We start from the raw sequence: 26,894 nt of genomic DNA, 5'->3' as shown, positions 1-26,894 counted from the left end.
AAGTCCTCTCTACCGCTTGGTCTTCGCTGCGCGGGATTCGAATTTACGGGCTACCAAGCTCAACGGAATGGTGATAACCAGGTAGAACAAGCCAGCAACCACCAGCGGGGTGAGGCCTGCATCCAACTGGGAGATACCGTCACGGCCGAACTTGGTCATCTCGTACTGGGCCATGGCTGCGCCAAGAATAAATGCCAACGAGGTGTCCTTGGTGAGCAAGATGATCTCATTGGTCATCGGTGGCAAAACAATCTTGAATGCCTGCGGGATGACGATGGTAACCATTGCGCGCCAGGCTGGCATGCCCAGCGAACGGGCTGCTTCGGTCTGACCCTTAGGGACAGCCTGCAAACCAGCACGCAGGGTTTCAGCGATATAAGCCGAGGAAACCAGACCCAAAGCGAACATCACGTTCACCGGCTGCGGCCACGTAGTGCCAAAAGCTTGAGGCAAGCCAAATCCAAAAGCCAAGAGCACGAGGATCGCGGGGATGCCACGGAAGAATTCAATAAATGCGGTGGCGAACCAACGATAGGGCGCGAAGCTCGCGGTTTTCAATAGGGCCAGAATCAGACCCAGTGCCAAGCCAAAGGCGAAGGCAATGATCGTGTAGAAGATGGTGTTCTTCAGGCCGACCAAAATCATGTCCGGGAACATCGGGCCGAGCTTGTCAAAGGAGAAGAACGCGTAAGCGGCCTTATCCCAGTCAATAATCGCAATCAACGCGATGATGATGCCTACAAAGACAACTATCTGAATGGTCTTGCTCGTACGGGCACGCTGACTGGTAGTCATTGCCATGGGGTTGTACCTCTCGTAAAGGTAGCGGGGGTTCGCACTTGCAACCGGGTCATGCTTGTCGGTTGGGCGGTGAACCCCCGCTGGTAGATCATTGCGTGTTCAGTGACGAGTTATTTTTCGCCGAACCACTTCACGGTCAGTTCTTCCATGGTGCCGGCATCGGTCAGGCGCTTCAGGGTTCCGTTGACCAGCTTCAAGGTGTCAGCCTTGTCCTTAGGAACGGCAACACCTAGCTGCTCACCGGTCTTGAAGTTGGCCACAGCCTTGTAATCGGCTTTGTCCTTCACCGCGTAGCCGAGGACCGACTGGTTGCCCAGCACCGCGTCAACCTGGTTGGCCAGCAGGGCCTGGGTCTGCAGACCGGCATCTTCGTAGCCGACCAGGTTCTCCAGGCCGTTTTCCTTGCCGTACTTTTCACCGGTGGTGGCCTGCTGGACACCGACCTTCTTGTCCTTGGCGGTTTCCAGATCGGTGATGCCCGAGCCGTTCTTGGCGATCAGAACCAGGTCATCATCCATGTAAGGGGTGGAGAAGTCCATCTTCTCCTTGCGTGCATCGGTGATGGAGATCGAGGAAATTGCGATGTCGCACTGGGTGCTGAACAGGCCCGATTCGATGGAGTCGAAGCTGGCGTCGATGACGTTCAAATCCAGCTTGGCGTCCTTGGCGATTTCTGCAGCAACATCCATGTCGAAGCCGACGTTCTTGCCGTCTTTAACAAATTCAAATGGCTCGTAAGGGATATCCGAGCAGACGGTCAGCTTGCCCTGGTTGAGCGGGAAGGATGCACCATCCGCTGAGGATTCGGAGCTGCTATCGGAACCGCAGGCGGTCATTGCCAAGAGTGCTACGGAGCTGAGAGCGATAGCGGCGGCGAATTTTTTCTTAGGGCTGCGCATAGGATCAAAACCTACTTTCGGGTCATTGCGAGTGGATCACTGCGATGCCCTAATCATAACCGCGGTAACACTAGCGAGAGACGCACTTCACACAAGTGTCATCGAGGGCAAGAAAAATTTACGCTGAAGAAACATGAGAGTGAAACAATTGACCGAAAAGTGATCTGCGTCCTACTCGGCGCCGAGGGCCTGGCGCATGGGGCGCATTTTTGCCCAAGACTCTGCCAGTTCATCCTCCGGCACTGAACCCGGAACGATGCCACATCCGGCGTAGAGGCGCATGAGTTTCTCGTCTTCCAAGATTCCTCCGCGCAAGGCGATGCCAAATTCGCCGTCGCCTCGGCTATCAACCCAACCCACTGGGCCCGCATAAGGTCCACGGTCCAAACCTTCGAGCTCGCGCAGGAGCACCCCGGCCTTCTTGGTGGGTGTTCCGCACACCGCGGCGGTGGGATGGAAAATCTCAGCTACATCCAAAGCGGAGGGCAAGGCGCCTGTTGCGTCGGCACGCAACTGTGCGCGTACGTCGCTGGCTAGATGCCAGACGTTCGGTAGCTGGAGAATAAATGGTTCTTTGGGTGCGCTCATGCCATGCGAGATTGGGTTCAACGAGTCAGTGAGTGAATCGATGGCCAGCTGATGCTCATTACGCTGCTTGGGATCTTCAAAGAGTCGATGCTGGGCAAACTCAGGGTCTGCGGCTCCCGCTGCGGCACGATCTAACGTGCCGGCCAAGACGCGGGCTTCTGCCAGGCCATCGGTGACGCGAACCAGCATTTCCGGGGTGGCACCCACGAGGCCATCAACACTGTAGGTCCAGCAGTCTGCGTAACGTTCGGTCAGGGCGTGGACCACTGCGGACAGATCGATGGGGGAGGTGCTGTGGGCTAGTACGTCGCGAGCTAGCACCAGCTTGGAGATTCCGCGCTCTTCAAAATGACCCAGTGCTTTGCGTACGGCTTCAACATAGGAGCCTGCGGTCAACTGTCCACTGGTGAGCTTGATAGTCCCTGGATCGGTGGCAGCGATGGCCGCGTCCTCCATGGCGGCGTTGACCCGGGCCAAAGCCTGCTCGTAGGTCAGATCTCTTAGTTCCTCGGCGGTGCCGGTTACGGTAATCCACGCGCCCTGCTCATCGCGTCCAACCACCAGCTGCGGGATGATCATGCGCGATTCAAAAACGCTGGTAAAGGAGAAAGCGAAGGATCCAAAGCTGACCAAACCACTACCGGGCCGGTTGATTGGATCAATGATGTCCGCGGCCTCGATGACCTGTGCAAACCACGCGCGGGCCCGCGCGAAGCGTTCCTCCCCGTGGGTGTGCAGGCGGGCGGCGGTGCCAAAACCCACCAAGCCATGCCCGTTCCGGGTCCAGACCATGCTTCGGTGACGCAATGAGTCGCCAAGCAGAGTTTGCGGGGCATCAAGATATTCAAAGGTGATGCTGGACAGCGATGGAGCCGACGCCTGATGGGCGCTGGCGCTAAGAACGGACGATTCTGCAGACATGATACGGCTAAGCCTACCGCGGGATGCCGGGGTTCAAGCGGTGGTGGTGTCCCCAGTCACGACTGTGAGATATGGCGGGTCTTGGCAGAACTGTTAGCCTAAGTCGGTAAACTCTAAACCGAACCGCTCGGTCGCTGGCCTGTAACCTGCAAAATGTTGCGTCGTGCCGATCACCAGCGGTGGACCGCATCGGTTAGAGTGAAGAGATGTTTGTCTGCATTATGCAGGCGCAGAAGTCTTCGCATTCCGCGATGGCCGCCCCGATGAAAGATAAGTAAGCCGTAGAACAGTGACTGATTCGAAGAGCAACTGGACCGCAGCCGGGCACGAAGTGTCCGACTCGATTGAGCTGAATCCTGAAACCGCTGCATTAGCTGCGGCTATCAATCTTCCCTCGGGCTTTGCAATGCTGGCCGAGGACCCGGACTTTGGTCCGGCTATTTCCATCGGTATGGCAAAGGTCGAGAAGCTATTGCGCGATGCGCTAGCTAACTCCGATCCATTGATTGATGCCTCCAGCCGGCACCTGGTCGAAGCCGGCGGTAAGCGCGTGCGCCCATTGCTGGTGCTGCTGACCTCACTGCTCGGCCACGGTGTGACCGACGAGGTCATCAAATCTGCCGCCATTGTGGAGCTGACCCACCTGGCCACCCTGTACCACGATGACGTGATGGACTCAGCTCCGCTACGTCGTGGAGCCCCCACCGCCCACGAGGTCTGGGGCAACTCGGTAGCCATCTTGGCTGGCGACCTGATCTTCGCCCGGGCTTCGGTCTTCGGTGCAGATCTGGGACCAGAAGCGGTGATGTGGCAGTCGCGAACCTTTGAGCGCCTCTGCCTAGGCCAGCTGCATGAATCCATCGGGCCGCGTGAAGGCGACGACGCGATTGAGCACCACATCCAGGTCATCAGCGATAAGACCGCTTCTTTGCTTTCCACCTCCGGTGCCTTTGGCGCTCGTTTTGGTGGAGCACCTGAATTTATTGAGACCTTGCGTGAGTACGGTGAAAAGGTTGGCGTTGCCTTCCAAGTTGCCGACGACGTAATTGACCTAGCGTCCGAGAAGGCAGATTCGGGCAAGACTCCGGGCACTGATTTGCGCGAAGGTGTTCCGACGTTGCCAATCTTGCTGTTGCGTCAGGCTGCTGAGGCTGGAGACGAACAAGCACAGGCTGCGCTGGCACTGGTTGATGCAGACCTCACTACCGATGAGGCCTTGGCCCAAGCAGTAGCAGCGGTCCGTGAGCACACCGCGCTCCACGATGCGTGGAAGGTTGCCCGTCAGTGGGCAGATTCCGCGATCCAGGCGCTGAATCCGTTGCCAGAGGGCACCGTGAAGCAAGCTTTGATCTCCTTCGCTGACGCCGTGGTAACCCGCGACGCCTAAAGAATGTTGAGACGAAAAATCTCCTGAAGATTGATTTCTTCAGGGGATTTTTTGCTTGGTCATCGCCGGTGCTCAGCGGATAACTTGTGCAGCAGTTAGTGGCTCTGGATGCTCATTAGAGAATAGAGCCGCGCGTAGTTCTTTGGCTTTGATCGCTCGTTCTTCAACCGAGACCCGGTGGCGAAGCTGCTGGTACAACTGATCATCGTGATACCGCGGGAACACATGCTGGTGGTAATGCCAGACGTGCTGGTTTCCTGCCGGTTCATTATGTTGCCTGGTACTGGTTCCTTCGGGATCCCACGCTAATTTCATGGCCAAGGCCACGCGTTTGGTTTCCTTCATGATCGCCGCACCGGTGGCGTCGTCTAGGTCGTAGAGTGCTTCCAAATGTTTGGTGGGAATGATCATGGCATGCCCGCCGTAATTACCAAACCCATCACAAGCCATTATGGCGGCCACCAGATCAGTCTGATAAATCAGATCTGTGGGTGCGCACAAGTTGTCTTGGCTGAACGGTAAGTCAAGCACCAATTCGCAAAATGGGCATTGGTAGCCGTCCGGTTGATGGGAATGGTGGAGCACTAGTCCTCCAGTTCGGCAGCCAGCTCGTCAAAGACCCATGCGAACATGTCCAGCGTGAATTCACTGAAAGTGCCTTCTTCACTGGTCCAGGTACCTTTGGCGTTATTGCGGCGATAGACAATTGGATCCGGAACATCAAGCTGTGAAGCCTTAAACGCCCAGACAAACTTCTCTTCTTCGTCTTCCAAGAACAGCAGGTGACCGTCTTCGATTTCCAGCTCTTCTGGGTCGAAGAAGTAGTGGTAGGCCTCCATGAAGTCTTCATTGTTGCCTAGGGCCCGGTAGAACTCTTCGAGCACAAAAGGAATCGAAACCTTGGACTGCGCTAGGGCTTCGCTCAGCTCTTCGCTGTTCAACCCGTCGGCTTCATTCCACTGGTCTTCCAAATATTTTGGAACCAAGGAACAGAACTTCTCTAGAAACATGTCAGCCATGTCTTTATCCTATCGAGATTAGCCAAGCTCTAGTGCGCTCAACGCGATCCAAAGCTGGACTCGGTCACTTGTCACATTCGGGTCATAGCCCGAGAGCTCTGAGATCTGCTGCATGCGATAGCGCACCGTGTTGCGATGCAACCCTAAAGCTTCGGCAACGGCGCCGACAGATCCATCCCGATTCAGGTATTCACGCAAGGTCAACAGCAAGTCTGACTCATGGGTGGAATCAAAGTCCTGCAGTGGGCCCAAAGCCTCGGTAGCCAAGTCTTGCAATGGGACATCGCGGGCAGCGAGCAGCAGCGAGGTCAAAGAAAGTTTGGTTGGCACGTTGACACGTTCGCCGTGACGAAGGGATTCAAGCGCCTCAAAGTAGCTCCAACGAATACCGGTGGTATTTGAATAGCGTCCACCGTAGCCAACGCGGGCGGGAATACCGGCAGCCACCAGATACTCATCTAGATGCTTGATTGATAGCTGCACCTTGGAGTGGGCAACAATGACCGCAAGCCGTCCTTCCATCATTGCGGAGACCTGGGAAGAAAGATCAGCTGGTAATGGCAGTGTTTCGAGTCGTTCGGCTTGAGATGAAGCCTGCACCAAGATCACTGCGTGTTCACGCTGTGGGTTTAGTCCCAGGGCGCCAAGCCGTCCGGCTGCGTCCGAGCCAACCAGCGTGCCGGCGGCAAGGTCAGCGAGTACTTGACCGTTGGCCTGGCGCTGGGAGGCGCGAAGGCGTGACTTGTTGGCCATTTCTAGGCCAATCAGTGACTGTGCGTAGTCCACGACCGGGTCATGTACGTAGGGTTCGGCCAGATGAAGAATGCACTTATCGCGAAGTCCGGTAGCCACCGGAAGTTCATGCCAGATACGTTCTGGGTCGTAGTCGCCACTGATGACCTCGCCGTGCAGGCTGAGTGCCACATCGGTGCGGATCATCCGTACGAGCTCATCAAGCATGCTGTCCAGATCTGAGGAGAGCAGCGAGCGAGCCAGCTTCTGGTGCGACTTGAGCAGGTTCTCAACGCGCTTGAGGTGATCAGCATTCAACGCCTCGGCGATGAGCCGGGTAATTGAGGCAAAAGGTACCTGATAGGGAACTTCAAAGACCGGCAATCCTACTTCGCGGGCGGCGGTGATGGTTGCCTCGGGAACCGAGGAATGTTCAAGACCGGTGCCGAAACCCAGCGCCACTGCATCATTGGCGGCCAGAACACGAACGAATTCTCGTTGGGCGGCTTTTGTCTTTTGACGCACACCCGTGGTCAACACGATCTCTCGACCGGTAAGGAAGCGTGAGGGGTCAAGTAGCTCCGTGATGGCTCCCCAGGTGATAACCACGTCGTCGCGATGGGTGTGGTCGGTCATCGGCTTCAGGTTGAGCTCGTCATGCTCAAGGAGTCCGCGTAAACTAATTGCCATGTGGCTATTCTAGTTGGGAGACGGAAAGTTCCCATTTCAGCAAAATGCTCAAATAATGGACACACGCACCCGAAAATTGACCAGAATGTGAACTTTTTGCAGTAGCTTGGATTCATGAGCTCTCCATCTTCTACACAGGGCGCTCCACTCGCATCCGAAAAGCGTGAGACCTTCAGTTCTCGAAAGTTGTTCATCCTTTCTGCGATTGGTTCAGCCGTTGGTCTGGGAAACATTTGGCGTTTCCCTTATGTTGCCTACGAAAACGGCGGCGGTGCATTCCTGATCCCTTACCTGGTCGCAATTCTCTGCGCCGGTATCCCTTTGCTATTCCTCGACTACTCCATCGGTCACCGCTACCGCGGTTCGGCTCCACTGGCTTATCGCCGGGCCAACCGTAAAACCGAAATGCTCGGCTGGTGGCAGGTACTGATCTGCTTCGTAATCGCCATTTACTACGCAGCCATCATCGCGTGGGCTGCCATGTACTGCTGGTTCTCCATCACCAAGGCCTGGGACAAGAACCCTAAGGGAGCCGAAGGCTTCTTTATGAATGATTTCCTCAAGGTCTCCGATACCGTGGGCGTTTCCTTCGACGTGGTCGGCCGCATCTTCGTGCCGATGTTGATCGTTTGGCTGGTCACCATGGTGATCATGATTGCCGGCGTTAACAAGGGTATTTCCCGAGCCAACGCGGTCTTCATGCCATTGCTGATCGTCATGTTCGTGATCCTCGTGGTCCAGTCGGTCTTCCTGCCAGGCGCCATTGACGGCCTGAACGCCTTCTTCACCCCGGACTTCGCGGCCTTGCAGAACCCGGCCGTCTGGGCTGCGGCCTTCGGCCACATCTTCTTCTCGCTGTCCGTGGCCTTCGGCATCATGGTCACCTACTCCTCGTACATGAAGCGCAAGAGTGACTTGACCGGTTCCGGTTATGTTGTTGCTTTTGCTAACTCGGGCTTCGAGCTGCTCGCCGGTATCGGCGTCTTCGCTGCCCTAGGCTTCATGGCGCACAACGCTGGATCCAGCGTTGATGACGTGGCCACCAGTGGCATCGGCTTGGCATTTATTGCCTTCCCAACCATCGTCTCCCAGGCACCTCTGGGTGGACTCATTGGTGTGCTGTTCTTTGGTTCGCTGGTCTTCGCGGGCTTGACCTCGCTGATCTCGATTCTTGAGGTCATCGTTGCGGCCTTCCAAGACAAGCTGGGTTGGAAGCGTACCCCGGCAACCTTGGTAGTTGTTCTTCCAGTTGCCGTGATCTCACTGGTGCTGTTCCCAACAACCACCGGTTTGTACCTACTGGACACCATGGACGCCTTCGTGAACCAGTTCGGCATCCTCGCTTGTGCATTGGTCTTGGTGATTGTCTTTGGCGCAGGTCTTGGCATGTTGCCTAAGCTGGCCAAGCACATGAACCGTCACAGCTCCATCAAGCTGGGCACCGGTTGGAAGGTCCTGGTTGGCGGCATCGGTCCGGCAGCGCTGGGCTACATGCTGATCAACGAAGTACAGTCCAAGATCAACGAGCCGTACTCGGGTTACCCAGCATGGTTCAACGGCATCTTCGGTTGGGGCATGGCTGGCGCGTTGATTGTTGGCGCTGTACTCATGTCGCTGATCCCATGGGGCAAAAACTCAAAGATCGATGATCCAGAGTTTGAACAGCATCAGAAGAATGTTGAAGCTGAAGAACTTCCTGACGCAGTCGGAAAGGAATACTAGTCATGAGCGGCATCGCAATTGTATTCATGATCATTTCCATGCTGACCATCTGGGGTGGCCTGGCCATCTCACTGATCAACCTCTCACGCAATCCTGAAAAGGATGATGACCACGTGATTGAAACCGCTGAACCTGCAGGTAATAGCAACCTGTAATTTCCGCAGAAATTAGCTGTAGCCTCCTTGTTCCAAGTCCGACTTGGAACGGGGAGGCTTTGCTGTGCAGATGCACTACAAAACCAAAAGTCATTTGTGCCAACTTTGCTAGTCGCAAAGGGCCTTGAAGAATAGTCTGTTGGTTAGAACACGTCGAGCGACATGCTCGTAAAACTTTAGTGAAAGGACAAGCAGGTGGACGTTACCTACCGTATTGAACAGAAGCGCAAGATCAACGGGCCATTCCCCGGCCCAAAGTCGGAAGAACTCGCCGCACGCCGCGCCAAGGCAGTTGCTGCCGGCGTTGCTTCCACCCTGCCTGTTTACGCAGCTGACGTTGACGGCGGCATCATTGTTGATGTTGACGGCAACCAGCTGATCGACCTGGGCTCGGGCATCGCGGTAACCACCGTTGGCGCATCCAACCCAGCAGTGGCTAAGGCCGTTGCCGAGCAGGCGCAGCGCTTCACCCACACCTGCTTCATGGTTGCTCCTTACGAGAACTACATTGCCTTGGCTGAGAAGCTTGCTGCCATCACCCCAGGTAACTTCGAGAAGCGCGCAGTGTTCTTCAACTCCGGTGCTGAAGCCGTGGAGAACGCCATCAAGGTTGCTCGTGTAGCTACCGGTCGCCAGGCAGTTGTAGCCTTCGACCACGCTTACCACGGCCGCACCAACCTGACCATGGGTCTGACCGCTAAGGCTGCCCCATACAAGCGCGGATTCGGTCCACTGGCATCAGAGATCTACCGCATGCCAATGAGCTACCCATTCCGTGAAGAGAATCCAAACATCTCGGGCAAGGAAGCTGCAGAGCGCGCGATCTTGGCCATGGAGAAGCAGATCGGTGGCGACCAGATCGCTGCGATCATCATCGAGCCAATCCAGGGTGAAGGTGGCTTCATCGTTCCTGCAACCGGCTTCTTGCCACGCGTTGCTGAATGGGCCAAGGAAAACGGCATTGTCTTCATTGCTGATGAAGTTCAGGCCGGCTTCGCACGCTCCGGTGCTTGGTTCGCTTCGGACATCGAAGAGATCGAACCAGATATCGTCACCGTGGCTAAGGGCATCGCCGGCGGTATGCCACTGTCGGGCATCGTTGGCCGCGCCGAACTGCTTGACTCGGTTCACGGTGGCGGCTTGGGTGGCACCTACGGTGGTAACCCAGTAGCTGTTGCTGCAGCACTTGAGAGCATCAAGTTCATGGAAGAGCAGGACCTGCCAGGTCGCGCACGTGAGATCGAAGAGAAGTTCTTCGCTCGCTTCACCGCTTTGCAGTCCGCATTCCCAGCTATCGGTGAAGTCCGTGGCCGTGGCGCAATGATTGCTATTGAGTTCGTCAAGGCTGGTGGCAAAGAGCCAGACGCAGATCTGACCAAGGCTATCGCTGCCGAGTGCCTGGCTCAGGGTGTTGTCATCCTGACTTGCGGTACCTACGGCAACGTCATTCGTCTGCTGCCTCCATTGGTTATCGGGGATGAGCTGCTCAACGATGCATTCGACGTTCTTGAGACTGCTATCCGCAAGCTTGCTGCCTAAGGCTTAGCCCGGAAGTAAATAACTAAAGCTTCGGCCGTTCTAGTTTGAAACTAGAACGGCCGAAGCTTTTTTCTTTGTGCGCTAAATGCGTTGGCAGCTAGCTGATCTCTACTGGTTCAGGAAGGTTCCGGGCCTTAGGTGCGCGAAGCATATCGACCAAAACAAAGATGACCGCAATCCATACCAGGACAAATCCCATCCAGCGTTCAAACGGCATATGTTCGTGGAACACCAGTACACCAAGGATGAACTGCAGTAGGGGAGCGATGAACTGCAGCGAGCCCACCGTGCTCAGCGGAAGGCGTCGAGCAGCCCCACCAAAGAGCAAGAGTGGAACAGCAGTGATGATGCCGCTGGAAGCCAGCAAGAGTACGCCACCGAGGTTGCTGTCTAGCAAGGTGGAACCGGTGGTCTGCGAGAGCCAAATGACGTAGATGATGGCCAGCGGGGTTAGCCACACAGTTTCGACCGTCAGTGCGCCCAATGCGGTGCCCTTGGAGCCGACCTTGTTCTTTACTAGGCCGTAGAAGCCAAAGGAGAACGCAAGGCCCAGAGAAATCCATGGCACGCGGCCCAAGCCCACGGTGAGCACAATAACGGCTACGGTAGCCAGCGCCACTGCTGCCCACTGCAAGGGGCGCAGCTTTTCCTTAAGCACCAGCACGCCGAGCAGGATGGCAACAATGGGGTTGACGAAGTAGCCCAGCGACGCCTCAAGTACGTGTCCGGTCAACACTGCCAAGGCGTAGAGAACCCAGTTGCCCGCGATCAAGACGCTGGCCAGGGCCAACTGCATCATGCTCTTTGTATCTTTGAACATCGCAATAAACTGACGAATCTGCGAGGTAATAGCGAGCAGGATCAAGCAGAAGATCAAAGAGAAGAGAACTCGCACGGCTACGAACTCCACAGCTGAGATCTCCGGGAGCAGCAAGAAGTATGCGGGGAGCAATCCCCAGATGAGATAGGCAGAGGTGCCTTGAATCAGACCATAGCTGTGTTCAGAGCGGACCGGTTTGGTGGTGCTTGATGACATGCAGAATGTACGCTTTCGAACTATTGTGAAGCAGGAAAAGGCGGAGCTACGGGGCAAAAAATGCACCCTGCAACTCACAAAGTACAACGCCTATAGCTAGACAATATTCCCCGCAGAGCGAAATACGTTAGGCAGAATTCGGTACTCTACATCACAACTGCGTTTCAAATGCTTAATACCGGAACGAAGCTGCAGGCATAAACGTTGACTAGACTAAGAAATACCAACTTGGTCTGAGTCATTTACAAGGAGTGCGTCACGGTGCATGGTCATAACAACGGACTGAAAACAGCACTGTTGCTCGGCGGAATGTTTGCCCTGCTACTGGCTATCGGTTCGCTCATTTCGGCCGGAACTGGCCGGTCAATGTTCATTTGGGTCTTCGCCCTGATCGGTTTGGGCACCACCGCGTATGGCTACTGGAACAGTGACAAGCTCGCCTTGCGTTCCATGCACGCCTACCCGGTGAGTGAAGCTGAGAATCCGATGATGTACCGCATTGTGCGCGAGCTATCGATGAACGCTCAACAGCCAATGCCGCGACTGTATGTCTCACCAACTACTTCGCCCAATGCCTTCGCCACCGGCCGCAACCCACAAAATGCTGCGGTGTGCTGCACCGAGGGAATCTTGCAGCTACTCAATGAGCGCGAGCTGCGCGGCGTGCTGGGCCACGAACTGATGCACGTATATAACCGTGACATTCTCACTTCATCGGTGGCTGCGGCGATTGCCGGTGTAATCACCTCGGTGGCACAGTTCCTGATGTTCTTTGGTGGCGGTGGAAGCAATGAAAACCGCAACGTCAACCCGATCGCACTGATCGCGTTGTCGCTCTTGGCACCACTGGCCGCATCAATTATTCAGATGGCTGTGAGCCGGACTCGTGAGTATGACGCTGACGAAGATGGAGCCAAACTAACCAACGACCCATTGGCTCTGGCCAGCGCGTTGCGAAAGTTGGAGTCCGGAATTTCTCAGGCTCCACTGGCTACGGGGGACCAGAAGCTGGTCAACAGCTCACACCTGATGATCGCTAACCCTTTCGGTTCGCGCCTGAAGCAGATGTTCTCCACGCACCCACCAATGGATCAGCGTATTGCTCGCCTCGAAGCCATGGCCGGCGGCCAGCAGTACTAGAAATCCTTAGCGGTGTTTGCGCGTAGACAAAAAGTGAGCGGCGGCTTCCCACATTGACTGTGGGATGCCGCCGCTCACTTCTAGTTCAAAGAGAACCTAAAGATGCCTACCGGAAGTTGATGAACTGAAGGTCAGCTTCTTCGAAGTCACGCAGCAGGGCCATGGTGGCCTGCAGATCATCGCGGGACTTGGAAGAGACGCGAAGCTCGTCACCCTGAATGGTGGACTTGACTCCCTTAGGAGCCTCATCGCGGATCAACTTGTTGATCTTTTTGGCGACATCTTGTGCGATGCCTTCCTTGATGCTGGACTCAATGCGGTATTCCTTGCCGGATGCAAATGGCTCACCGGATTCCAAGGACTTCAATGAGATGCCACGCTTGACCAGCTTTGACTGGAAAACATCCAGTACAGCGTTGACGCGCTCTTCAGAGTTAGCCTTCATCAAGATCTTCTCGCCACTGAAGTCAACCTCAGCGCCTACACCCTTGAAGTCGTAGCGCTGGGCGATTTCCTTCTGGGCCTGGTTCATCGCGTTAGCGACTTCCTGGCTATCAACCTTGCTGACGACGTCGAATGTGGAATCACTAGCCATGTGAATACTCCTAGCTGTAACGGGTCTGATTCGTTTCATAGCCTACCGGTTTTGCGCCCTAAATTCGGGCTGTGATCAGGCTTACAGAGAAAAGAGCCCCCTCGATTTCACATCATCGAAAATCTCCTGTAGAGTTATTTCTCGTTCCGACAAGAACAAACGTTCTTGAACGAACCATCTCGGCAGATTACCCGAGCGGCCAAAGGGGGCTGACTGTAAATCAGCTGGCAACGCCTTCACTGGTTCGAATCCAGTATCTGCCACAAAAACTCCCGGATCATTGATCCGGGAGTTTTTTGCATCCGGGCAAACTTTGTTGCACTGTGATCCGGATCTATTCCCGGTGTCAATGAAGATCACCTTTCTACGTATTTCACCTAATGTTCGGTTACCGTATAGGCATGGCTACTAGAAATGTGAGCGAAGATGACTTCGCACAGGTGATTGAAGACAACGATATCGTCCTTGTGGATTTCTGGGCAGACTGGTGCGGACCGTGCAAGCAGTTTGCACCTGTTTATGATCAGACCTCAAACAAGTTCACTGATGTTGTTTTCGCCAAGGTAGACACCGAAGCAGAACAGGGCCTGGCCCGTGCAGCTAACGTAACTTCGATTCCTACCATCATGGCTTTCCGTGAGCAGGTACTCGTCTTCTCGCAGGCAGGTGCGTTGAACCAGCCACAGCTTGAAGACTTGGTCACCGCCGTCAAGGGCATCGACATGAGTGAAGTTCACAAGCAGATCGCTGAAGAAGCAGCTCAGGCTGACTCCTAGGACTGCGTTTTGAGTTTCGGGCCCTACCTCTGCCGGTGATCCAGCGGAGCGTAGCGTGGCCCGAAGCTTTGTTTTCGCTCGCCAGAGAGCATCAACAGTCGCACCACTCGTTGCCGATGTGGTGCGTAGGGTGCCAAGAGCGCCAGCATTTGTGGATCAGTGATCCGCTTTCCGGTCAGTACTTGACCAACAAAATGGGCCAAATGGAAGTCTCCCACTGAGATGTGGTCTGAAGACCCATGCGACCGCTGAAGAGTTTCAGCGATAGTCCACGGCCCGATTCCAGGCACCGAGGCTAACGCCGCCTCCAATGTTCCAGGCGCTTTTGCCGCCGGCTTGGCATGGTTCAGTGGCTTATCCGCCCACCAATTGATGGCACCGGCTACCTGAACGAATTTTCTTATCGTTGTGGCGCGCTGCCCTTCAACCCGAGCCTGCTGCCAATCCCACCGTTGCATCTGTGCCAGATCCAGCGGTGAAGGAAAAATCTTCAACCCTTCAGGGGCCGGACCGGGCGCGGGCTGTCCAAATCGATGAACGAGCCAACGCCACGCATGGTTCGCTTCGATGCCAGTAACGCGTTGCTCAAGAATGGCACCTACTGCATGCTCAAAGATCCTGCCGGTTTTGGGGAGTACTACATCAGGATGTTCTGCCCGGTTCCGGGCAATAATCTCCGGATAGATTCCCTCTTGCAGACCTTGATCAAATTCGTTCCAATCATCCTGCGCGCCTAAAAGATTGGGCGCAGAGTCCAATGCCCAAGATGCGCCGGGACCCCATGCTTGGAAGTCGGCAGCACCTTGAAGGGTGGGTTTTGAAATTTGCAGGGTTGCTGGGCCTAGGGGAGTAGCAAAAGCCAGCCAGGCTTCACTTGCCGAAAGCCGAATCGTCGGGTCACCGAGGCCTCGGCGCAGGATACCCAGAGACTTCGTCAAAGACACCGGTCCGCTAGGAGTGAAGCTCGCGCTCCAAGATTTCTGCATATTTCGCATTTTATCGTCTGGATCTTTGAGCTTGGGGCTTCAGTGGCCTTTAGCACTGACGCAAACATCACGTCCACTGCATGACGTTTCACTACGATCGGCAAGGACAAGTGTGACAAGCGCCGGTAAAGTTCTTGACATGAAGTATGCTTCCACTGTTCTTGATCTGATTGGCAACACTCCGCTGGTAAAGCTCAACAGCGTTACCGACGGAATCAAAGCCACCGTATTGGTCAAACTTGAATACCTAAATCCCGGCGGATCCATTAAGGACCGCATTGCGTTGAAGATGGTTGAACGTGCTGAACAGTGTGGCCAGCTTAAGCCCGGCGGCACCATCGTGGAACCTACCAGTGGAAACACCGGTGTAGGTCTGGCCATGGTTGGCCAGCTCAAGGGATACAAAACCATCTTCGTCACGCCAGATAAGGTTGGCGAGGAAAAGCGCGACGTACTTCGTGCCTATGGTGCCGAAGTAGTGGTCACGCCTACCGCTGTAGCCCCTGATTCTCCAGAGTCCTATTACGGTGTCTCGGACCGACTGGTGACCGAAATTGAGGGCGCCTACAAGCCCGACCAGTTCTCCAACCCGGGCGCACCTGATAGCCACTTTGAAACTACCGGACCAGAAATCTGGAACGATACCGACGGCAAAGTGACCCACGCGGTCATTAGCGCAGGTACCGGCGGAACCATTACCGGCACCGGACGCTACCTCAAGCAGATCTCGGCGCAGCGTGCTTCAGGCCCAGTGAAAATTATCGCGGCTGACCCAGATGGCTCGGTCTACTCCGGTGGCACCGGACGCCCATACTTTGTTGAAGGTGTTGGCGAAGATATGTGGCCGGGCAACTACGATGCTTCGGTCCCCGACGCTATTGAAGCGGTCACTGATGCTGAGTCATTTGAGATGACCCGTCGTCTAGCTAAAGAAGAAGGACTGCTCTTGGGCGGTTCCTCAGGCATGGCAGTTGTTGCGGCGCTACGTACCGCGCGTGAACTCAGCGAAGACGACGTTGTAGTAGTTATCGCCCCAGATGGCGGACGCGGCTACCTTGCCAAGATCTTCAACGACAGCTGGATGCTGCAGCAGGGCTTCATCACTGATGAATACTCCGCTCTGGACTTCATCGGCTCCGCCCTGTCAAAGCAAGGCACGGAAATAATCGACGAGAACGCAACGTTGTTACAGGCGGCTAGGGCCTTACGCGAACAAGGTGCCGACGCGTTGGTCGTTGCCAGCACTTCGCTGCCAGCCCGCATTGGTGAAGTACGTGGCGTCATCGGCGCCAGCACCATTACCGAAGCGTTGCTCGGTGGAGCAGAACCAACAAGCACCATCAAGGACTTGGGAGATTTGCCCAAGCCACTGATCGGCGTAGCTGACACCCTAGAACACGCCCAAGAACTACTTAAACAGCATCCAGCGGTGCTGCTGACCAAGGGTGGCGACGTTATTGCAGGCGCCACGTCAGCAGATCTGTTGGCTTACTCAACTCGCTAATGATTTCACTTAAGGACTGATATCGATGACCGAAAACACTCAGGGATCAAACACTCGCTTCGTCCACGTGGGCCAGGAATTTGAGCCACACACCGGTGCCGTCGTGCCACCGCTGCACTTCTCGACCACCTACGCACAGGACGGTATCGGAAACCTGCGCAACGGCTACGAGTACGGCCGCGGTGGCAACCCAACTCGTGACGCCCTGCAGGCTCAGCTTGCCGGCGCCGAATTTGGCACCCACGCCTTCTCCTTCGGCTCCGGACTGGCTGCCGAAGACTCATTGATCCGCGCAATTCTGCGCCCAGGCGATCACATTGTCCTTGGTAACGATGCTTATGGTGGAACCTTCCGCCTCATTGACCGAGTGCTCGGTGACTGGGGCATCGGTAACACCCCGGTAGATATGAGCAACGAAGCTGCCCTGGCTGCAGCTATCGAAAAGAACAAGGCCAAACTGGTGTGGGTAGAAACCCCATCCAACCCAATGATGACCATCACCGACATTGCCAAGGTAGCCGAAATTGCTCACGCTGCCGGCGCACTGCTGGTCGTGGACAACACCTTCGCCAGCCCATTCTTGCAGCAGCCTTTGACCTTGGGTGCTGACATTGTGGTTCACTCAACCACCAAGTACATCGGTGGTCACTCCGATGTGGTGGGCGGTGCGGTGATCGTCAAGGACGCAGCCCTGGCAGAGAAGATTGGTTTCATCCAGTTCGCCGTTGGTGCAGTATCTGGCCCAATGGATGCCTTCTTGACTACCCGTGGTCTGAAGACCTTGGGTGTGCGCATGCGCGCACACAGCGAGAACGCGGCCACCGTTGCCCAGTGGTTGCGCGAGCGCAGCGAAGTTGAGCGCGTACTTTACCCAGGCTTCGAAGATCACCCAGGCCATGAGATCGCCAAGAAGCAGATGAGCGACTTCGGTGGCATGGTCTCGGTTCAGTTCAAGGGCGGCGAAGCTGCAGCACGCAAGATCGCTGAAAGCACCAAGCTGTTCACCTTGGCTGAATCCTTGGGTGGCATTGAATCCTTGATGAACTACCCATCGGAAATGACCCACGCGTCGGTCAAGGGTACCGAGCTGGCGGTTCCAGTGAACCTGTTGCGTCTCTCGGTGGGCATCGAAGATCCAGCAGATCTCATTGATGACCTAGAGAAGGCTTTCCGCAACCTCTAAATCAACGCATATAACGCGAGGGTGAACATTCCGTATGGAATGTTCACCCTCGCGTTTTTTGTTTATCGGGTTTCAGCTGCGCTAGCGAAGCCGTTTAGGCGGCTTAGGGGAGACGACCTTGAAGTAGTAGTTGCTGCTAGGAAGCCACATGAGAGCTACACAGAACATGATGATGGCGGCCAGTAGTGAATAGCGACCAAAACGCATCAACAATGGCACCGCGGTAATCACACCGAGCCAGGTGAGATTGGTGCGGGCAGCACGTTGACCGGTGAACAAACGGTAGCCAAGAACCCCGCAGGCGCAGCCGGCGGCAGCAAAAAATATGGCCAAGGCAATGGCTGCAAAGTTCAGTGAACCTGAGTCGCTCTGCTCATAAATGAGGAAGCCACCAAAGCCTAAAAACAGCACTCCGGCTAGTAACCAAAGCATTTGCGCGATGAACAAAGCGCTGGGTACAGGCTCTTCAGGGCGGCGTGGCAAGAATGGTATTTTCACATCTTTAACACTACGTGCTTTGGCGCGGTGCCCGATCTCACACGCTCTGGGCACTGACAATTAGCGGTGGTTCGCGTTAGTGTTAAGTGTTCGCAAACTTCAAGGGTATCCCTTGCATCCAGCCCAATATTTGAGGCTGGAGCCTTCTCGTGTTGTATTTCCGCAAGTGTGTGCGGTTTCTTATGTCATAGGGGAGCGCTTGTAGAGCGTGACTTGTATCTGACTGTGTAGCCTATACGTCGTTTCTTTGGGGACGGCTAAGGCATATTCCCCAACGAATGAGGTAAATCTTCGTGTCTTCTGACATGCCCGTAAACACCGATGACAACCAGACCCCAGAAGAGCCAACCGTGCTCTTCTCCGAACTTGGTTTGGATGCTCGTGTGCTTGCATCACTGGCTGACCTGGGCTATGAAAAGCCATCGCCAATTCAGGCCGCCACTATTCCTAAGCTTCTCGAAGGCCGCGACGTTGTTGGTCTGGCTCAGACCGGTACCGGTAAGACCGCTGCTTTCGCGCTTCCTGCCCTGTCCCGCATGGCAGAGCTGGCTGACACCAATGGTCCAGCCCGCACCCCACAGATCCTGGTTCTGGCTCCAACCCGCGAGTTGGCCCTCCAGGTAGCTGAGGCTTTCACTTCCTACGCAAAGTACCTGCCAGACTTCACCGTCTTGCCAGTGTACGGTGGCTCCCCATACGGCCCACAGCTCAACGGCCTGCGCCGTGGCGCTCAGGTTGTTGTTGGTACCCCAGGTCGCGTAATCGACCACATCAACAAGGGTTCTTTGGACCTGTCCAACCTTCAGTACGTTGTACTGGATGAGGCCGACGAAATGCTTCGCATGGGCTTCGCCGAAGAGGTCGACAAGATCTTGGAAGCAACCCCAGCAGAGAAGCAGGTTGCCCTGTTCTCGGCCACCATGCCACGTACCATCCGTCGTATTGCTTCGGAATACCTGCGCGATCCGCAGGAAATTTCGGTCAAGTCCAAGCAGTCGACCGGCACCAACATCACCCAGCGTTACCTGCAGGTTATGGGCTCGCACAAGCTTGACGCCATGACCCGTATCCTCGAGTCCGAGTCATTCGAAGGTGTTATCGCCTTCGTTCGTACCAAGATGGCTACCGAGGACCTGGCTGACAAGTTGAAGGCTCGCGGCTTCACCGCTGCAGCTATCAACGGTGACATCCCACAGCAGCAGCGTGAGCGCACCGTTGAGAACTTGCGTTCAGGCAAGATCGACATCCTGGTTGCTACCGACGTTGCAGCTCGTGGTTTGGACGTTGAGCGCATCAGCCACGTCATCAACTTCGACATCCCACATGACACCGAGTCCTACGTTCACCGCATTGGCCGTACCGGCCGTGCAGGTCGTTCGGGCGACGCGATCTTGTTCATGACCCCACGCGAGAAGTACTTGCTGCGTGCCATCGAGAAGGCTACCCGCCAGCCGGTGACCCAGATGCAGCTTCCTTCGCTGGATTCGGTCAACGACCGTCGTATCCAGAAGTTCACTGATCGCATCGATCAGACCATCAGTGGTCAGGACCTGACCACCTTCCGCGAAATCGTTGAGAAGTTCGCTTCTGAGCACGAAGACCTTGATCAGCTGGAAATCGCAGCTGCACTGGCTTTGATGGCTCAGGGTGGACGTCCATTGCTGATGACCGAACCAGTAGCTTCGCCTTCCAAGAAGGCTCGCATGGAACGTGGTGACCGCCCAGAACGTGGCGATCGCGGCGACCGTGGTGACCGCGGAGATCGCGGCGACCGTGGCCCACGTGCACGTAAGACTGCTGCTGCAGGCAACGCCATGTACCGTCTGGCCATTGGCCGCCGCAACCGCGTGCAGCCAGGCTCGATCGTTGGCGCTTTGGCTAACGAAGGTGGCTTCGATTCTTCGGAAATCGGTGGCATTGAGATCCGTTCGGATCACACCTTGGTTGAACTGCCAGCAGAGCTGAGCAAGGACCAGTGGCGTGCACTGTCCAAGACCCGCATCGGCGGCGAACTGATCAGCATGGAGCTTGACTCCGGCCGTAAGCCACGCGACGACGATGACAACGATCGTGGCGGCTTCCGCGGTGGAGACCGTGGCGGGTTCCGCGGTGGAGACCGTGGCGGGTTCCGCGGCGGACGCGGTGGCGGCGAAAAGCGCTTCGGTGGCCGTGGCGGCGACAAGCGCTTCAGCGACTCGGGCCGTAGCGGTGGACGTCGCGACTACTAAGTCGACGCTCCTAAGCTAACTAGCTAAAAGCACAACACAACGCCCCTGGAACAAACCGAAAGGTTTGATCCAGGGGCGTTGTGTGTTTCTCCAAGATGCTTGTTCCAGCAGCCAGCTATTACTGGGCTGCGCTGCCTACCGGAATCTCATCTCCTAGATAAACTTTCCCGCCGCTCTCCAAGAACTCTCTACTCTTTTCTGCCATGCCTGCCAACGCCGCTTGAGCCTCCGCAGAACCGTATTCATCACGTATATCTTGGGAGATCCGCATGGAACAGAATTTTGGTCCACACATCGAGCAGAAGTGTGCGGTCTTGGCTGGTTCTGCGGGCAAAGTCTCGTCATGGAATTCTTGAGCCGTGACGGGATCTAAACTCAGCGAGAACTGGTCATTCCAGCGGAACTCAAAGCGTGCCTTACTCAGCGCATCATCGCGCGCACTGGCACCCGGGTGCCCCTTGGCTAAGTCGGCGGCGTGAGCTGCAATCTTGTAAGTGATAACACCGGTCTTTACATCGTCACGGTTAGGCAATCCCAGATGTTCCTTGGGTGTGACATAACAAAGCATGGCTGTGCCATATCGAGCGATCTCCGTAGCTCCGATGGCGCTGGTGATGTGGTCATAGCCCGGAGCGATATCGGTAACCAGTGGGCCCAGTGTGTAGAAGGGCGCACCATCACACAACTCCTGCTGGCGTTCAACATTCTCCCGGACCTTATGGAATGGAATATGTCCCGGTCCCTCAACCATGACCTGTACGTCGTACCTCCAGGCCCGCTTGGTCAGCTCAGCTAGGGTATCTAGCTCAGCGAACTGCGCGGCGTCATTGGCATCAGCAATGGAGCCGGGACGAAGCCCGTCACCCAGTGAGAAAGCAACGTCGTACTGTGCGAAGATTTCGCAGAGCTCATCAAAGTGCGTGTACAAGAAATTCTCTTCGTGATGTGCCAAGCACCAGCCGGCCATGATGGACCCACCGCGCGAGACAATGCCGGTAACCCGGTTGGCAGTCAAAGGAACATAACGCAAGAGCACGCCAGCGTGAATGGTCATATAGTCCACGCCCTGCTCACACTGTTCAATGACGGTATCGCGGAAGATCTCCCAGGTCAGTGCGTTGGCTTCGCCATTGACCTTTTCCAAGGCTTGGTAGATGGGCACCGTTCCGATGGGCACCGGTGAATTGCGGATGATCCACTCACGAGTGGTGTGGATGTCATCACCGGTGGATAGATCCATGACGGTGTCTGCACCCCATTTGGCGGCCCACTGCAGCTTGGATACTTCTTCAGCAATCGAGCTGGTCACCGCAGAGTTGCCGATATTTGCATTGATTTTCACCAAGAAGGCTTTGCCGATAATCATCGGTTCAGATTCCGGGTGATTGATATTGGACGGAATGATTGCTCGCCCGGCCGCCAGCTCGCTGCGCACCAGTTCTACATCGCACTCTTCGCGAACCGCTACATATCGCATTTCAGGGGTGATCACCCCAGCTCGTGCGTAGTGCATTTGGGTTACTGTGGCCCCCTGAACTGCACGTAGTGGTGGCGCCGTGCGTCCGGCCCATTCATCGCTGGCAGTTCCTCGGCGGACCGCTGAGCGCCCGTCATCGTGCAGATTGCGTTCGCGGCCTTCATAGACCGCAACGTCTGCTCGTTCCATGATCCACGGTTCCCGAAAAGGATTCAGTCCCTGAGTTGGTTCGCTACCTGGACCACTGGTGCGATACACCCGTAGCGGTTCATTTGGCTGGCCATTGGGGGAGTCCGCAAGTTGAATTTGCGTGACGGGAACTGAGATCCCTTCCGATTCGCGGAACGCGAGAGAGTGGGCAGGATGTTGTTCAAATTGTTCCATTGAGAAACTCACTTCCTTCGCCGGCATTACCCGGACAGGTTCAACGGTCGCGGACGGCGATAGCCCGATCTCAGCCCTTGCCATGGGGCTCCCGTGTGGTCGGAGACGACACTAGCATGAAAAAATCGGCGCACAAGAATGGGCGCCAAAATTTGACGCTAGGTCTGAGCGTTGGAAGTGGAAGATGGGGGAGAAGCGAAGTGGCAGCGGGGCCCAAGAAAATAAGTCCAGATAGACGAAAAGAGAGACAATCTGAATTCAGATTGTCTCTCTTATTTCGAGCCCCCTGCCGGAATCGATCCGGCGACCTCGTTCTTACCAAGAACGCGCTCTACCACTGAGCTAAGGGGGCAACGAGTAAATACTCTACACAGGTTTTTGGCGATTTCAAAATCCGTAACGAGTTTGTAGCTGACGTCACAAGACCCCTACTCAAGTAGGAAAAACGCGGCAGGGGATCGGTTGCTCGATGGTGTTCTAAACGCGGGTAGTCTGCGCCGCGAAAAATGGCAGACCTCGCACATGTTGATATTTACCTCTTTTGACTGCGAAGCATCAAGATGTACGGATGTTTTGTTGTTGGAAAAGTGATTTTCACTGACTCAAGCGGCAGGAAAGTGGCACCGCTTGGTCGTTAGAAAAGGAACTCGTGCAGCGCTTTCCGAAGGCTGGAAATTACCAAATTGACCACTACTAATGCTCCAGTGAGCATCGTCACCTATGCGCTTTTGTGCCAACCTTCGTTCCATGTCAGCACTACGTCTTCTAGAAACATGCGTTGACTTGGGGTAACGCGACGCGGTCCGAAATTCATTGGAGGCGAATGACGATTTTTCTTTGTGCCCAAAGCCGTGTAGAGTATTTACTCGTTGCCCCCTTAGCTCAGTGGTAGAGCGCGTTCTTGGTAAGAACGAGGTCGCCGGATCGATTCCGGCAGGGGGCTCTGAGTGAGAAGTAGTCTTGGCTTCTACTGGATTGCTTCTCACTTGTGGCGGCGTAGCTCAGCTGGTTAGAGCGCACGACTCATAATCGTGAGGTCCCGGGATCGAGTCCCGGCGCCGCTACAGATTTGGCCCCGAAATTCATTGAATTTCGGGGCTTTTTCATGCTCAAAATCGAATCCTAGTGCCGTAGGTGGGACCTAGGTGTACCTCGAAAGTACCCCCGACGTCACGTCACGGATATCGGCCCCAGTTCAGAGTGTAGCGAGCAGTGCAATACAGGAACGGCCACCTACCGCATCGCAATGCGATGATGTAGGTGGCCGTTGTTTAGTTGGTGCGTCTAGAGGCTGGCGTCGTTGGGACCGATTGCACCCTTATGCGCCTGGTCGCCACTATTCGAAGCTTCCTTGGCCAGCATGAGTAGCCCTTGGATCACATCAGAATCCATATCTTGCCCATCGGGTTGTTCATTGTTGGCATCGTGACCATGAACCTCGGTGTGAAGCCGTTGCATCTGCATATCCAGTTTGGTTGCAATAGCTGCAGCGTCTGCCAGCTCGCTAGCTAGGTGGGCTGGAACTTCACCTTCGTACTTGTAGAAGATCTTGTGCTCTAGGCTGGCCCAAAAATCTTGGGCAATAGTGCGGATCTGCAGCTCTACGATCACGTTGACCGGACCGTCAGAGAGGAATACCGGAATCTCAACGATCGCGTGAACACTCTTGTAGCCGCTTGGCTTAGGGTTCTTGATGTAATCCTTGATTTGAATGACACGGATATCGTTTTGTGCAGTCAAGGTATTGAGTACCTTGTAGATGTCCTTGACGAAGCTGCACGTGATTCGAACGCCAGCGATGTCACTGATGTTTTCCCTGATCGCGGTGAGCGAGGGGTGAATCTTTCGCTGGCTCACCTTGCGCATGATGCTCTCTGGAGTTTTCACCCGCGAAGTGATGTGTTCAATCGGATTGTACTTATGAAGATAAAGAAACTCTTCGCGCAAGATGGAGACCTTGGTTAGGACCTCATCGACTGCAAACTGGTACTCCATCATGAACCGTTGGAATTGAAGGCGGAACGCCTGCGTAATTTCCTGTAGTTCGCCAGGGGCGAGGTTTGCCACCGACGGCAGCGAAACAACGCCAGGTGGGTCTTCTTGATACGGCGTAGAAATCGTAAATCACCTCTACATGTTGTGGCTATGTCAAAGGACATGAGCGCTCTCTATTTCAAGGTTAGGTCAGCAGTCTAAGAATTTGGCCAGAAGACCTCGGGAATCTATCGGGGACTAGTACTTGCTCGCCTCGATTGGGGGAGCAAAGCACAAGTACTTTGAGCTGTATGGTTCCTTGCTGGTGGCCTAAGGTTGGAAGGGCTACTTCAGAAAGGTCTTGATGGAATTCCCCAGCGCTTCACGGCAGCTATGTCATGGCATTAGCTTCTCTCAGCATGAACCCGCGCCCATGCTTCGACTGCGCACAGCTGACCAGTGGAAGACCGAATATCTTGAGTTGAACCGCTCGCTGAGCATGGATGTCGGAGAACTGAAGTTTTGCCTGGGCTATATCACTATGAATCGTGATGGTTCCCGCAACACCTTGCCATGCCCCAAGACCAAAGCACTACGCACCGGCACCCAATGCGATAGCTGCCGCCGGTTAGACCACTCCAAGTTCATGCACCAGTTCCATAAGACCGGGGAAGCCCCGGAGGGAATGCGCAAATACCTTGAACAGCCGCACTTCCTCTACGTCGCTAGTTTTGCCCATGGTGCGACCAAGGTTGGAACTACTTCCACACAGAGCAAGTGGACTCGACTGGCTCAGCAGGGCGCCGTCATAGCGCGCTATATTGCTCGCGCCAATGATGGTACAGCAATTCGTGTACTTGAAGATCTGGTCACCGTGCACGTTGCGCTCACCCAACAAGTCCGGCAGAAGTCCAAAATCAAGGGACTGGTGAGTTGGGAATTGGACCTAGCGCAGCTTGATGAGATCAACGAGCAAGCCGCTAGCAAAGCCCGTGACTTCCTCGGGGCACAACGCGGGCTGGATACCTATGGTGTTGAGCTTCGTGATGAGCTCTGGGAACAACCGGCCTTTGCCCACCCGGTCATTGAAGCGTGGAATTCCCGCACGCTACACGCCTGGAATTCTGCACTGCCCGGTGCCACCGCGGACCTGCGCATCAGAGGGGTCTTAGGTCAAAGCATCATGGCCGATAGCGGGGAAGGCACCACCCTACGACTGCTAGATGCTGCGGAACTAAAAACACGTGAAGTTCAGTTGCGACAGCAGTATGGAGAATTCAAAGAAGAACAGTCCGCATTGTTCTAAGCTTTGACGTTTAGCTGTCAGTGGAGTCACGAGAAAATACCGTTGTTCCAATGAGTCCTGCGAGGTGAGCTGAACTAGACTTGAGTTATGACCAATACTCCCTGGGAAGCTGCCTCACCGCGCTATAAGAAGCTCGTCTTTACTGCCATGGCAATCATGGGAGCAGGCATCATCCTTGCGATTATCGGCGCAAACATTCCATCTTTGCCAACGGTATACACCGCAATCGGAATCATGTTTGTAGGCATGCTTTGCCACATCGCAGGAATGGTTGTCAGGGCCAAAGACACCCGCCAGTGGCGCGTTGAGAATGGACTGGCAGCCCCACGGAAAGCCAAGAGCTCAGCCCGCGACGGCCAGTAGAACTCAGCAAGAGTCAAGAATCGTTGATGATGCGCTGAATCCTGGCGCACCGTCGATGCAGCACGTCATTTTCTGTTACACCAAAGTTCAGGAGAATCCATGGGCATCAATCCCGACCTGGTGGGGCGCGTTTTCCCTGCCGGAGAGTCCTACCACGTAGGACGCGAAAAGATCCGCGAGTTCGCTACGGCTACCAAAGCAACCTCGCCGGCACACTTCAAAGTGGAAGAAGCGCAGAAGCTGGGTTACAGCGATGTAGTCGCGCCCCCAACTTTTGCCATCATCGTCGCCCAGCGTGCCGATGCGCAGCTGATTGCAGACCCAGCGTCGGGCATTGATTTCTCGCGTGTTGTCCACGCGGATCAGCGCTTTACCCACCACCGTCCGATTGTGGCTGGCGATGAGCTGATTGCTGAGCTGTATGTAGATCAGGTACGTGAGATGGGTGCCGGTGCCATGATCACCACCCGCGCTGAAATCTCCAGCATCTCTGGCGAAAAGGTCGCCACTACCGTTTCGTCGCTACTGGTACGAGCTGAGGACTAAGCATGATTGAATTCGAAACTCTTGAAAAGGGAACCGTCATCGGTTCCCACACCGTCAAGGTCAACCGTGCGGACCTCGTTCGTTATGCCGGGGCCTCCGGAGACTTCAACCCGATCCACTGGAATGAACGCTTCGCCAAAGAAGTAGAACTTCCATCGGTAATTGCTCACGGCATGTTCACCATGGGTTCAGTGGTTGACCTCGTCTCACAATGGGTAGGAAACCCAGGAGCGATCATCGACTACCAAACACGCTTCACCAAGCCGGTAGTAGTTGAAGACCCAGAGGGTAGCAACCCAGCTGACTACGAGGGCACCAGCATTTTTGTTGAAGGCAAAGTTGGCGCGCTAGATGACGAAAAGCGCACAGCACGCATCGACTTGGCCGTTACTGCCAATGACAGCAAGGTACTGCTCAAGTGCCAAGTTGTGGTGCAGCTCTAAAG

At 55.3% G+C, this 26,894-nt stretch carries 25 protein-coding genes, 4 tRNA genes and 1 riboswitch; of the genes, 16 read left to right on the top strand and 13 right to left on the bottom strand.

What is annotated here, in order from left to right:
• Positions 1 to 9 precede the first annotated feature (9 nt).
• The 3 genes from EYR88_RS06445 to EYR88_RS06435 form a co-directional block, all read right to left on the bottom strand.
• A complete protein-coding gene (locus tag EYR88_RS06445) occupies positions 10 to 801 on the bottom strand; it encodes an amino acid ABC transporter permease (protein WP_131088847.1) in 792 nt (263 codons plus the stop codon).
• Positions 802 to 911: 110 nt separating this feature from the next.
• Complete coding sequence (locus EYR88_RS06440) at positions 912 to 1,700, bottom strand: ABC transporter substrate-binding protein (protein WP_131088846.1); 789 nt, start codon at positions 1,698 to 1,700, stop codon at positions 912 to 914.
• 171 nt (positions 1,701 to 1,871) lie between these two features.
• The gene (locus EYR88_RS06435; RefSeq protein WP_131088845.1) at positions 1,872 to 3,209 is read right to left on the bottom strand and encodes an isochorismate synthase; all 1,338 of its coding nucleotides are present in this window, start codon (positions 3,207 to 3,209) and stop codon (positions 1,872 to 1,874) included.
• A 289-nt stretch (positions 3,210 to 3,498) separates the two neighbouring features.
• On the opposite strand from EYR88_RS06435, the gene EYR88_RS06430 reads away from it, so the two are divergent.
• Entirely contained in the window at positions 3,499 to 4,596 is a 1,098-nt protein-coding gene (locus EYR88_RS06430; RefSeq protein ID WP_131088844.1) for a polyprenyl synthetase family protein, read from the top strand.
• A gap of 72 nt (positions 4,597 to 4,668) precedes the next feature.
• Here EYR88_RS06430 and EYR88_RS06425 read toward each other — a convergent pair whose 3' ends face one another.
• From EYR88_RS06425 to EYR88_RS06415, 3 genes are read right to left on the bottom strand one after another with little or no spacing between them, the layout of a single operon-like run.
• The gene (locus EYR88_RS06425) at positions 4,669 to 5,127 is read right to left on the bottom strand and encodes an HIT family protein (protein WP_347559257.1); all 459 of its coding nucleotides are present in this window, start codon (positions 5,125 to 5,127) and stop codon (positions 4,669 to 4,671) included.
• Between the two features lie 53 nt (positions 5,128 to 5,180).
• Positions 5,181 to 5,615, bottom strand: coding sequence for a hypothetical protein (locus EYR88_RS06420; protein WP_131088842.1), 435 nt, complete (start codon positions 5,613 to 5,615; stop codon positions 5,181 to 5,183).
• A gap of 18 nt (positions 5,616 to 5,633) precedes the next feature.
• Positions 5,634 to 7,037, bottom strand: a complete 1,404-nt coding sequence (locus EYR88_RS06415; protein ID WP_131088841.1) for a PucR family transcriptional regulator — start codon at positions 7,035 to 7,037, stop codon at positions 5,634 to 5,636.
• A gap of 114 nt (positions 7,038 to 7,151) precedes the next feature.
• Between EYR88_RS06415 and EYR88_RS06410 the strand changes: the two genes are divergently transcribed.
• From EYR88_RS06410 to gabT, 3 genes are all read left to right on the top strand, one after another.
• The gene (locus tag EYR88_RS06410) at positions 7,152 to 8,759 is read left to right on the top strand and encodes a sodium-dependent transporter (protein ID WP_131088840.1); all 1,608 of its coding nucleotides are present in this window, start codon (positions 7,152 to 7,154) and stop codon (positions 8,757 to 8,759) included.
• 2 nt (positions 8,760 to 8,761) lie between these two features.
• The gene (locus EYR88_RS06405) at positions 8,762 to 8,914 is read left to right on the top strand and encodes a methionine/alanine import family NSS transporter small subunit (RefSeq protein WP_131088839.1); all 153 of its coding nucleotides are present in this window, start codon (positions 8,762 to 8,764) and stop codon (positions 8,912 to 8,914) included.
• Between the two features lie 195 nt (positions 8,915 to 9,109).
• Complete coding sequence (gene gabT / locus EYR88_RS06400) at positions 9,110 to 10,453, top strand: 4-aminobutyrate--2-oxoglutarate transaminase (RefSeq protein WP_131088838.1); 1,344 nt, start codon at positions 9,110 to 9,112, stop codon at positions 10,451 to 10,453.
• A gap of 97 nt (positions 10,454 to 10,550) precedes the next feature.
• Here the strand turns inward: gabT and rarD are convergent, their stop codons facing one another.
• Complete coding sequence (gene rarD, locus EYR88_RS06395; RefSeq protein WP_131088837.1) at positions 10,551 to 11,489, bottom strand: EamA family transporter RarD; 939 nt, start codon at positions 11,487 to 11,489, stop codon at positions 10,551 to 10,553.
• A 261-nt stretch (positions 11,490 to 11,750) separates the two neighbouring features.
• On the opposite strand from rarD, the gene htpX reads away from it, so the two are divergent.
• The gene (gene htpX / locus EYR88_RS06390; protein WP_131088836.1) at positions 11,751 to 12,629 is read left to right on the top strand and encodes a zinc metalloprotease HtpX; all 879 of its coding nucleotides are present in this window, start codon (positions 11,751 to 11,753) and stop codon (positions 12,627 to 12,629) included.
• Positions 12,630 to 12,735: 106 nt separating this feature from the next.
• On the opposite strand, the gene EYR88_RS06385 is transcribed toward htpX, so the two are convergent.
• Positions 12,736 to 13,224 carry a YajQ family cyclic di-GMP-binding protein gene (locus EYR88_RS06385; RefSeq protein ID WP_131088835.1) on the bottom strand — a complete coding sequence of 163 codons (489 nt, stop codon included), beginning with the start codon at positions 13,222 to 13,224 and terminating at the stop codon, positions 12,736 to 12,738.
• 181 nt (positions 13,225 to 13,405) lie between these two features.
• Here EYR88_RS06385 and EYR88_RS06380 point away from each other — a divergent pair.
• Together EYR88_RS06380 and trxA are read left to right on the top strand one after the other, a co-directional pair.
• Positions 13,406 to 13,487: transfer RNA gene (locus tag EYR88_RS06380), tRNA-Tyr, on the top strand.
• A 138-nt stretch (positions 13,488 to 13,625) separates the two neighbouring features.
• A complete protein-coding gene (gene trxA / locus EYR88_RS06375) occupies positions 13,626 to 14,000 on the top strand; it encodes a thioredoxin (RefSeq protein ID WP_131088834.1) in 375 nt (124 codons plus the stop codon).
• A 23-nt stretch (positions 14,001 to 14,023) separates the two neighbouring features.
• On the opposite strand, the gene EYR88_RS06370 is transcribed toward trxA, so the two are convergent.
• The gene (locus tag EYR88_RS06370; protein ID WP_165477290.1) at positions 14,024 to 14,986 is read right to left on the bottom strand and encodes a 3-methyladenine DNA glycosylase; all 963 of its coding nucleotides are present in this window, start codon (positions 14,984 to 14,986) and stop codon (positions 14,024 to 14,026) included.
• A 139-nt stretch (positions 14,987 to 15,125) separates the two neighbouring features.
• On the opposite strand from EYR88_RS06370, the gene EYR88_RS06365 reads away from it, so the two are divergent.
• Both EYR88_RS06365 and EYR88_RS06360 read left to right on the top strand, forming a co-directional pair.
• Complete coding sequence (locus EYR88_RS06365) at positions 15,126 to 16,490, top strand: cystathionine beta-synthase (RefSeq protein WP_131088832.1); 1,365 nt, start codon at positions 15,126 to 15,128, stop codon at positions 16,488 to 16,490.
• 25 nt (positions 16,491 to 16,515) lie between these two features.
• The gene (locus EYR88_RS06360) at positions 16,516 to 17,673 is read left to right on the top strand and encodes a cystathionine gamma-synthase (RefSeq protein ID WP_131088831.1); all 1,158 of its coding nucleotides are present in this window, start codon (positions 16,516 to 16,518) and stop codon (positions 17,671 to 17,673) included.
• Between the two features lie 81 nt (positions 17,674 to 17,754).
• Here EYR88_RS06360 and EYR88_RS06355 read toward each other — a convergent pair whose 3' ends face one another.
• Positions 17,755 to 18,171, bottom strand: a complete 417-nt coding sequence (locus EYR88_RS06355; RefSeq protein ID WP_165477289.1) for a hypothetical protein — start codon at positions 18,169 to 18,171, stop codon at positions 17,755 to 17,757.
• A gap of 305 nt (positions 18,172 to 18,476) precedes the next feature.
• Here EYR88_RS06355 and EYR88_RS06350 point away from each other — a divergent pair, with 305 nt between their 5' ends.
• Complete coding sequence (locus EYR88_RS06350; protein ID WP_131089806.1) at positions 18,477 to 20,399, top strand: DEAD/DEAH box helicase; 1,923 nt, start codon at positions 18,477 to 18,479, stop codon at positions 20,397 to 20,399.
• Positions 20,400 to 20,517: 118 nt separating this feature from the next.
• Here EYR88_RS06350 and thiC read toward each other — a convergent pair whose 3' ends face one another.
• Both thiC and EYR88_RS06340 read right to left on the bottom strand, forming a co-directional pair.
• Complete coding sequence (gene thiC, locus EYR88_RS06345) at positions 20,518 to 22,260, bottom strand: phosphomethylpyrimidine synthase ThiC (protein ID WP_131088829.1); 1,743 nt, start codon at positions 22,258 to 22,260, stop codon at positions 20,518 to 20,520.
• Positions 22,256 to 22,365: riboswitch (TPP riboswitch) on the bottom strand. Its footprint overlaps the gene before it by 5 nt.
• Before the next feature lie 175 nt (positions 22,366 to 22,540).
• Positions 22,541 to 22,612: transfer RNA gene (locus tag EYR88_RS06340), tRNA-Thr, on the bottom strand.
• A gap of 519 nt (positions 22,613 to 23,131) precedes the next feature.
• Between EYR88_RS06340 and EYR88_RS06335 the strand changes: the two genes are divergently transcribed.
• Positions 23,132 to 23,203: transfer RNA gene (locus tag EYR88_RS06335), tRNA-Thr, on the top strand.
• 47 nt (positions 23,204 to 23,250) lie between these two features.
• Positions 23,251 to 23,324: transfer RNA gene (locus EYR88_RS06330), tRNA-Met, on the top strand.
• 220 nt (positions 23,325 to 23,544) lie between these two features.
• On the opposite strand, the gene EYR88_RS06325 is transcribed toward EYR88_RS06330, so the two are convergent.
• Positions 23,545 to 24,327: a GTP pyrophosphokinase family protein gene (locus EYR88_RS06325; protein WP_242632471.1), complete on the bottom strand. Its 783-nt coding sequence runs from the start codon at positions 24,325 to 24,327 to the stop codon at positions 23,545 to 23,547.
• Positions 24,328 to 24,598: 271 nt separating this feature from the next.
• Between EYR88_RS06325 and EYR88_RS06320 the strand changes: the two genes are divergently transcribed.
• The 4 genes from EYR88_RS06320 (at position 24,599) to EYR88_RS06305 (ending at position 26,892) form a co-directional block, all read left to right on the top strand.
• Positions 24,599 to 25,540: a DUF2797 domain-containing protein gene (locus EYR88_RS06320; RefSeq protein WP_131088827.1), complete on the top strand. Its 942-nt coding sequence runs from the start codon at positions 24,599 to 24,601 to the stop codon at positions 25,538 to 25,540.
• Positions 25,541 to 25,627: 87 nt separating this feature from the next.
• Positions 25,628 to 25,903 carry a hypothetical protein gene (locus EYR88_RS06315; protein ID WP_131088826.1) on the top strand — a complete coding sequence of 92 codons (276 nt, stop codon included), beginning with the start codon at positions 25,628 to 25,630 and terminating at the stop codon, positions 25,901 to 25,903.
• A gap of 99 nt (positions 25,904 to 26,002) precedes the next feature.
• A complete protein-coding gene (locus tag EYR88_RS06310; RefSeq protein WP_131088825.1) occupies positions 26,003 to 26,449 on the top strand; it encodes a MaoC family dehydratase N-terminal domain-containing protein in 447 nt (148 codons plus the stop codon).
• 2 nt (positions 26,450 to 26,451) lie between these two features.
• A complete protein-coding gene (locus tag EYR88_RS06305; RefSeq protein WP_131088824.1) occupies positions 26,452 to 26,892 on the top strand; it encodes a MaoC family dehydratase in 441 nt (146 codons plus the stop codon).
• The last annotated feature ends 2 nt before the right edge of the window (positions 26,893 to 26,894 follow it).

This window comes from Arthrobacter sp. S41 (assembly GCF_004320535.1).
GTDB lineage: Bacteria > Actinomycetota > Actinomycetes > Actinomycetales > Micrococcaceae > Glutamicibacter.
The sequence above is the reverse complement of the archived record's forward strand: the minus strand, read 5'-3'. Positions and strand labels throughout refer to the sequence as shown.

What these genes read in the sequence shown, in the direction of transcription:
- EYR88_RS06350 (WP_131089806.1), top strand. Translation starts at nt 18,477, where the DNA reads ATGCCCGTAAACACCGATGACAACCAGACCCCAGAAGAGCCAACCGTG.
- thiC (WP_131088829.1), bottom strand. Translation starts at nt 22,260, where the DNA reads ATGGAACAATTTGAACAACATCCTGCCCACTCTCTCGCGTTCCGCGAA.
- EYR88_RS06410 (WP_131088840.1), top strand. Translation starts at nt 7,152, where the DNA reads ATGAGCTCTCCATCTTCTACACAGGGCGCTCCACTCGCATCCGAAAAG.
- EYR88_RS06315 (WP_131088826.1), top strand. Translation starts at nt 25,628, where the DNA reads ATGACCAATACTCCCTGGGAAGCTGCCTCACCGCGCTATAAGAAGCTC.
- EYR88_RS06445 (WP_131088847.1), bottom strand. Translation starts at nt 801, where the DNA reads ATGGCAATGACTACCAGTCAGCGTGCCCGTACGAGCAAGACCATTCAG.
- EYR88_RS06305 (WP_131088824.1), top strand. Translation starts at nt 26,452, where the DNA reads ATGATTGAATTCGAAACTCTTGAAAAGGGAACCGTCATCGGTTCCCAC.
- trxA (WP_131088834.1), top strand. Translation starts at nt 13,626, where the DNA reads ATGGCTACTAGAAATGTGAGCGAAGATGACTTCGCACAGGTGATTGAA.
- EYR88_RS06365 (WP_131088832.1), top strand. Translation starts at nt 15,126, where the DNA reads ATGAAGTATGCTTCCACTGTTCTTGATCTGATTGGCAACACTCCGCTG.
- EYR88_RS06435 (WP_131088845.1), bottom strand. Translation starts at nt 3,209, where the DNA reads ATGTCTGCAGAATCGTCCGTTCTTAGCGCCAGCGCCCATCAGGCGTCG.
- EYR88_RS06320 (WP_131088827.1), top strand. Translation starts at nt 24,599, where the DNA reads ATGGAATTCCCCAGCGCTTCACGGCAGCTATGTCATGGCATTAGCTTC.
- EYR88_RS06405 (WP_131088839.1), top strand. Translation starts at nt 8,762, where the DNA reads ATGAGCGGCATCGCAATTGTATTCATGATCATTTCCATGCTGACCATC.
- EYR88_RS06310 (WP_131088825.1), top strand. Translation starts at nt 26,003, where the DNA reads ATGGGCATCAATCCCGACCTGGTGGGGCGCGTTTTCCCTGCCGGAGAG.
- EYR88_RS06370 (WP_165477290.1), bottom strand. Translation starts at nt 14,986, where the DNA reads ATGCAGAAATCTTGGAGCGCGAGCTTCACTCCTAGCGGACCGGTGTCT.
- EYR88_RS06385 (WP_131088835.1), bottom strand. Translation starts at nt 13,224, where the DNA reads ATGGCTAGTGATTCCACATTCGACGTCGTCAGCAAGGTTGATAGCCAG.
- EYR88_RS06420 (WP_131088842.1), bottom strand. Translation starts at nt 5,615, where the DNA reads ATGGCTGACATGTTTCTAGAGAAGTTCTGTTCCTTGGTTCCAAAATAT.
- EYR88_RS06415 (WP_131088841.1), bottom strand. Translation starts at nt 7,037, where the DNA reads ATGGCAATTAGTTTACGCGGACTCCTTGAGCATGACGAGCTCAACCTG.
- EYR88_RS06440 (WP_131088846.1), bottom strand. Translation starts at nt 1,700, where the DNA reads ATGCGCAGCCCTAAGAAAAAATTCGCCGCCGCTATCGCTCTCAGCTCC.
- EYR88_RS06360 (WP_131088831.1), top strand. Translation starts at nt 16,516, where the DNA reads ATGACCGAAAACACTCAGGGATCAAACACTCGCTTCGTCCACGTGGGC.
- rarD (WP_131088837.1), bottom strand. Translation starts at nt 11,489, where the DNA reads ATGTCATCAAGCACCACCAAACCGGTCCGCTCTGAACACAGCTATGGT.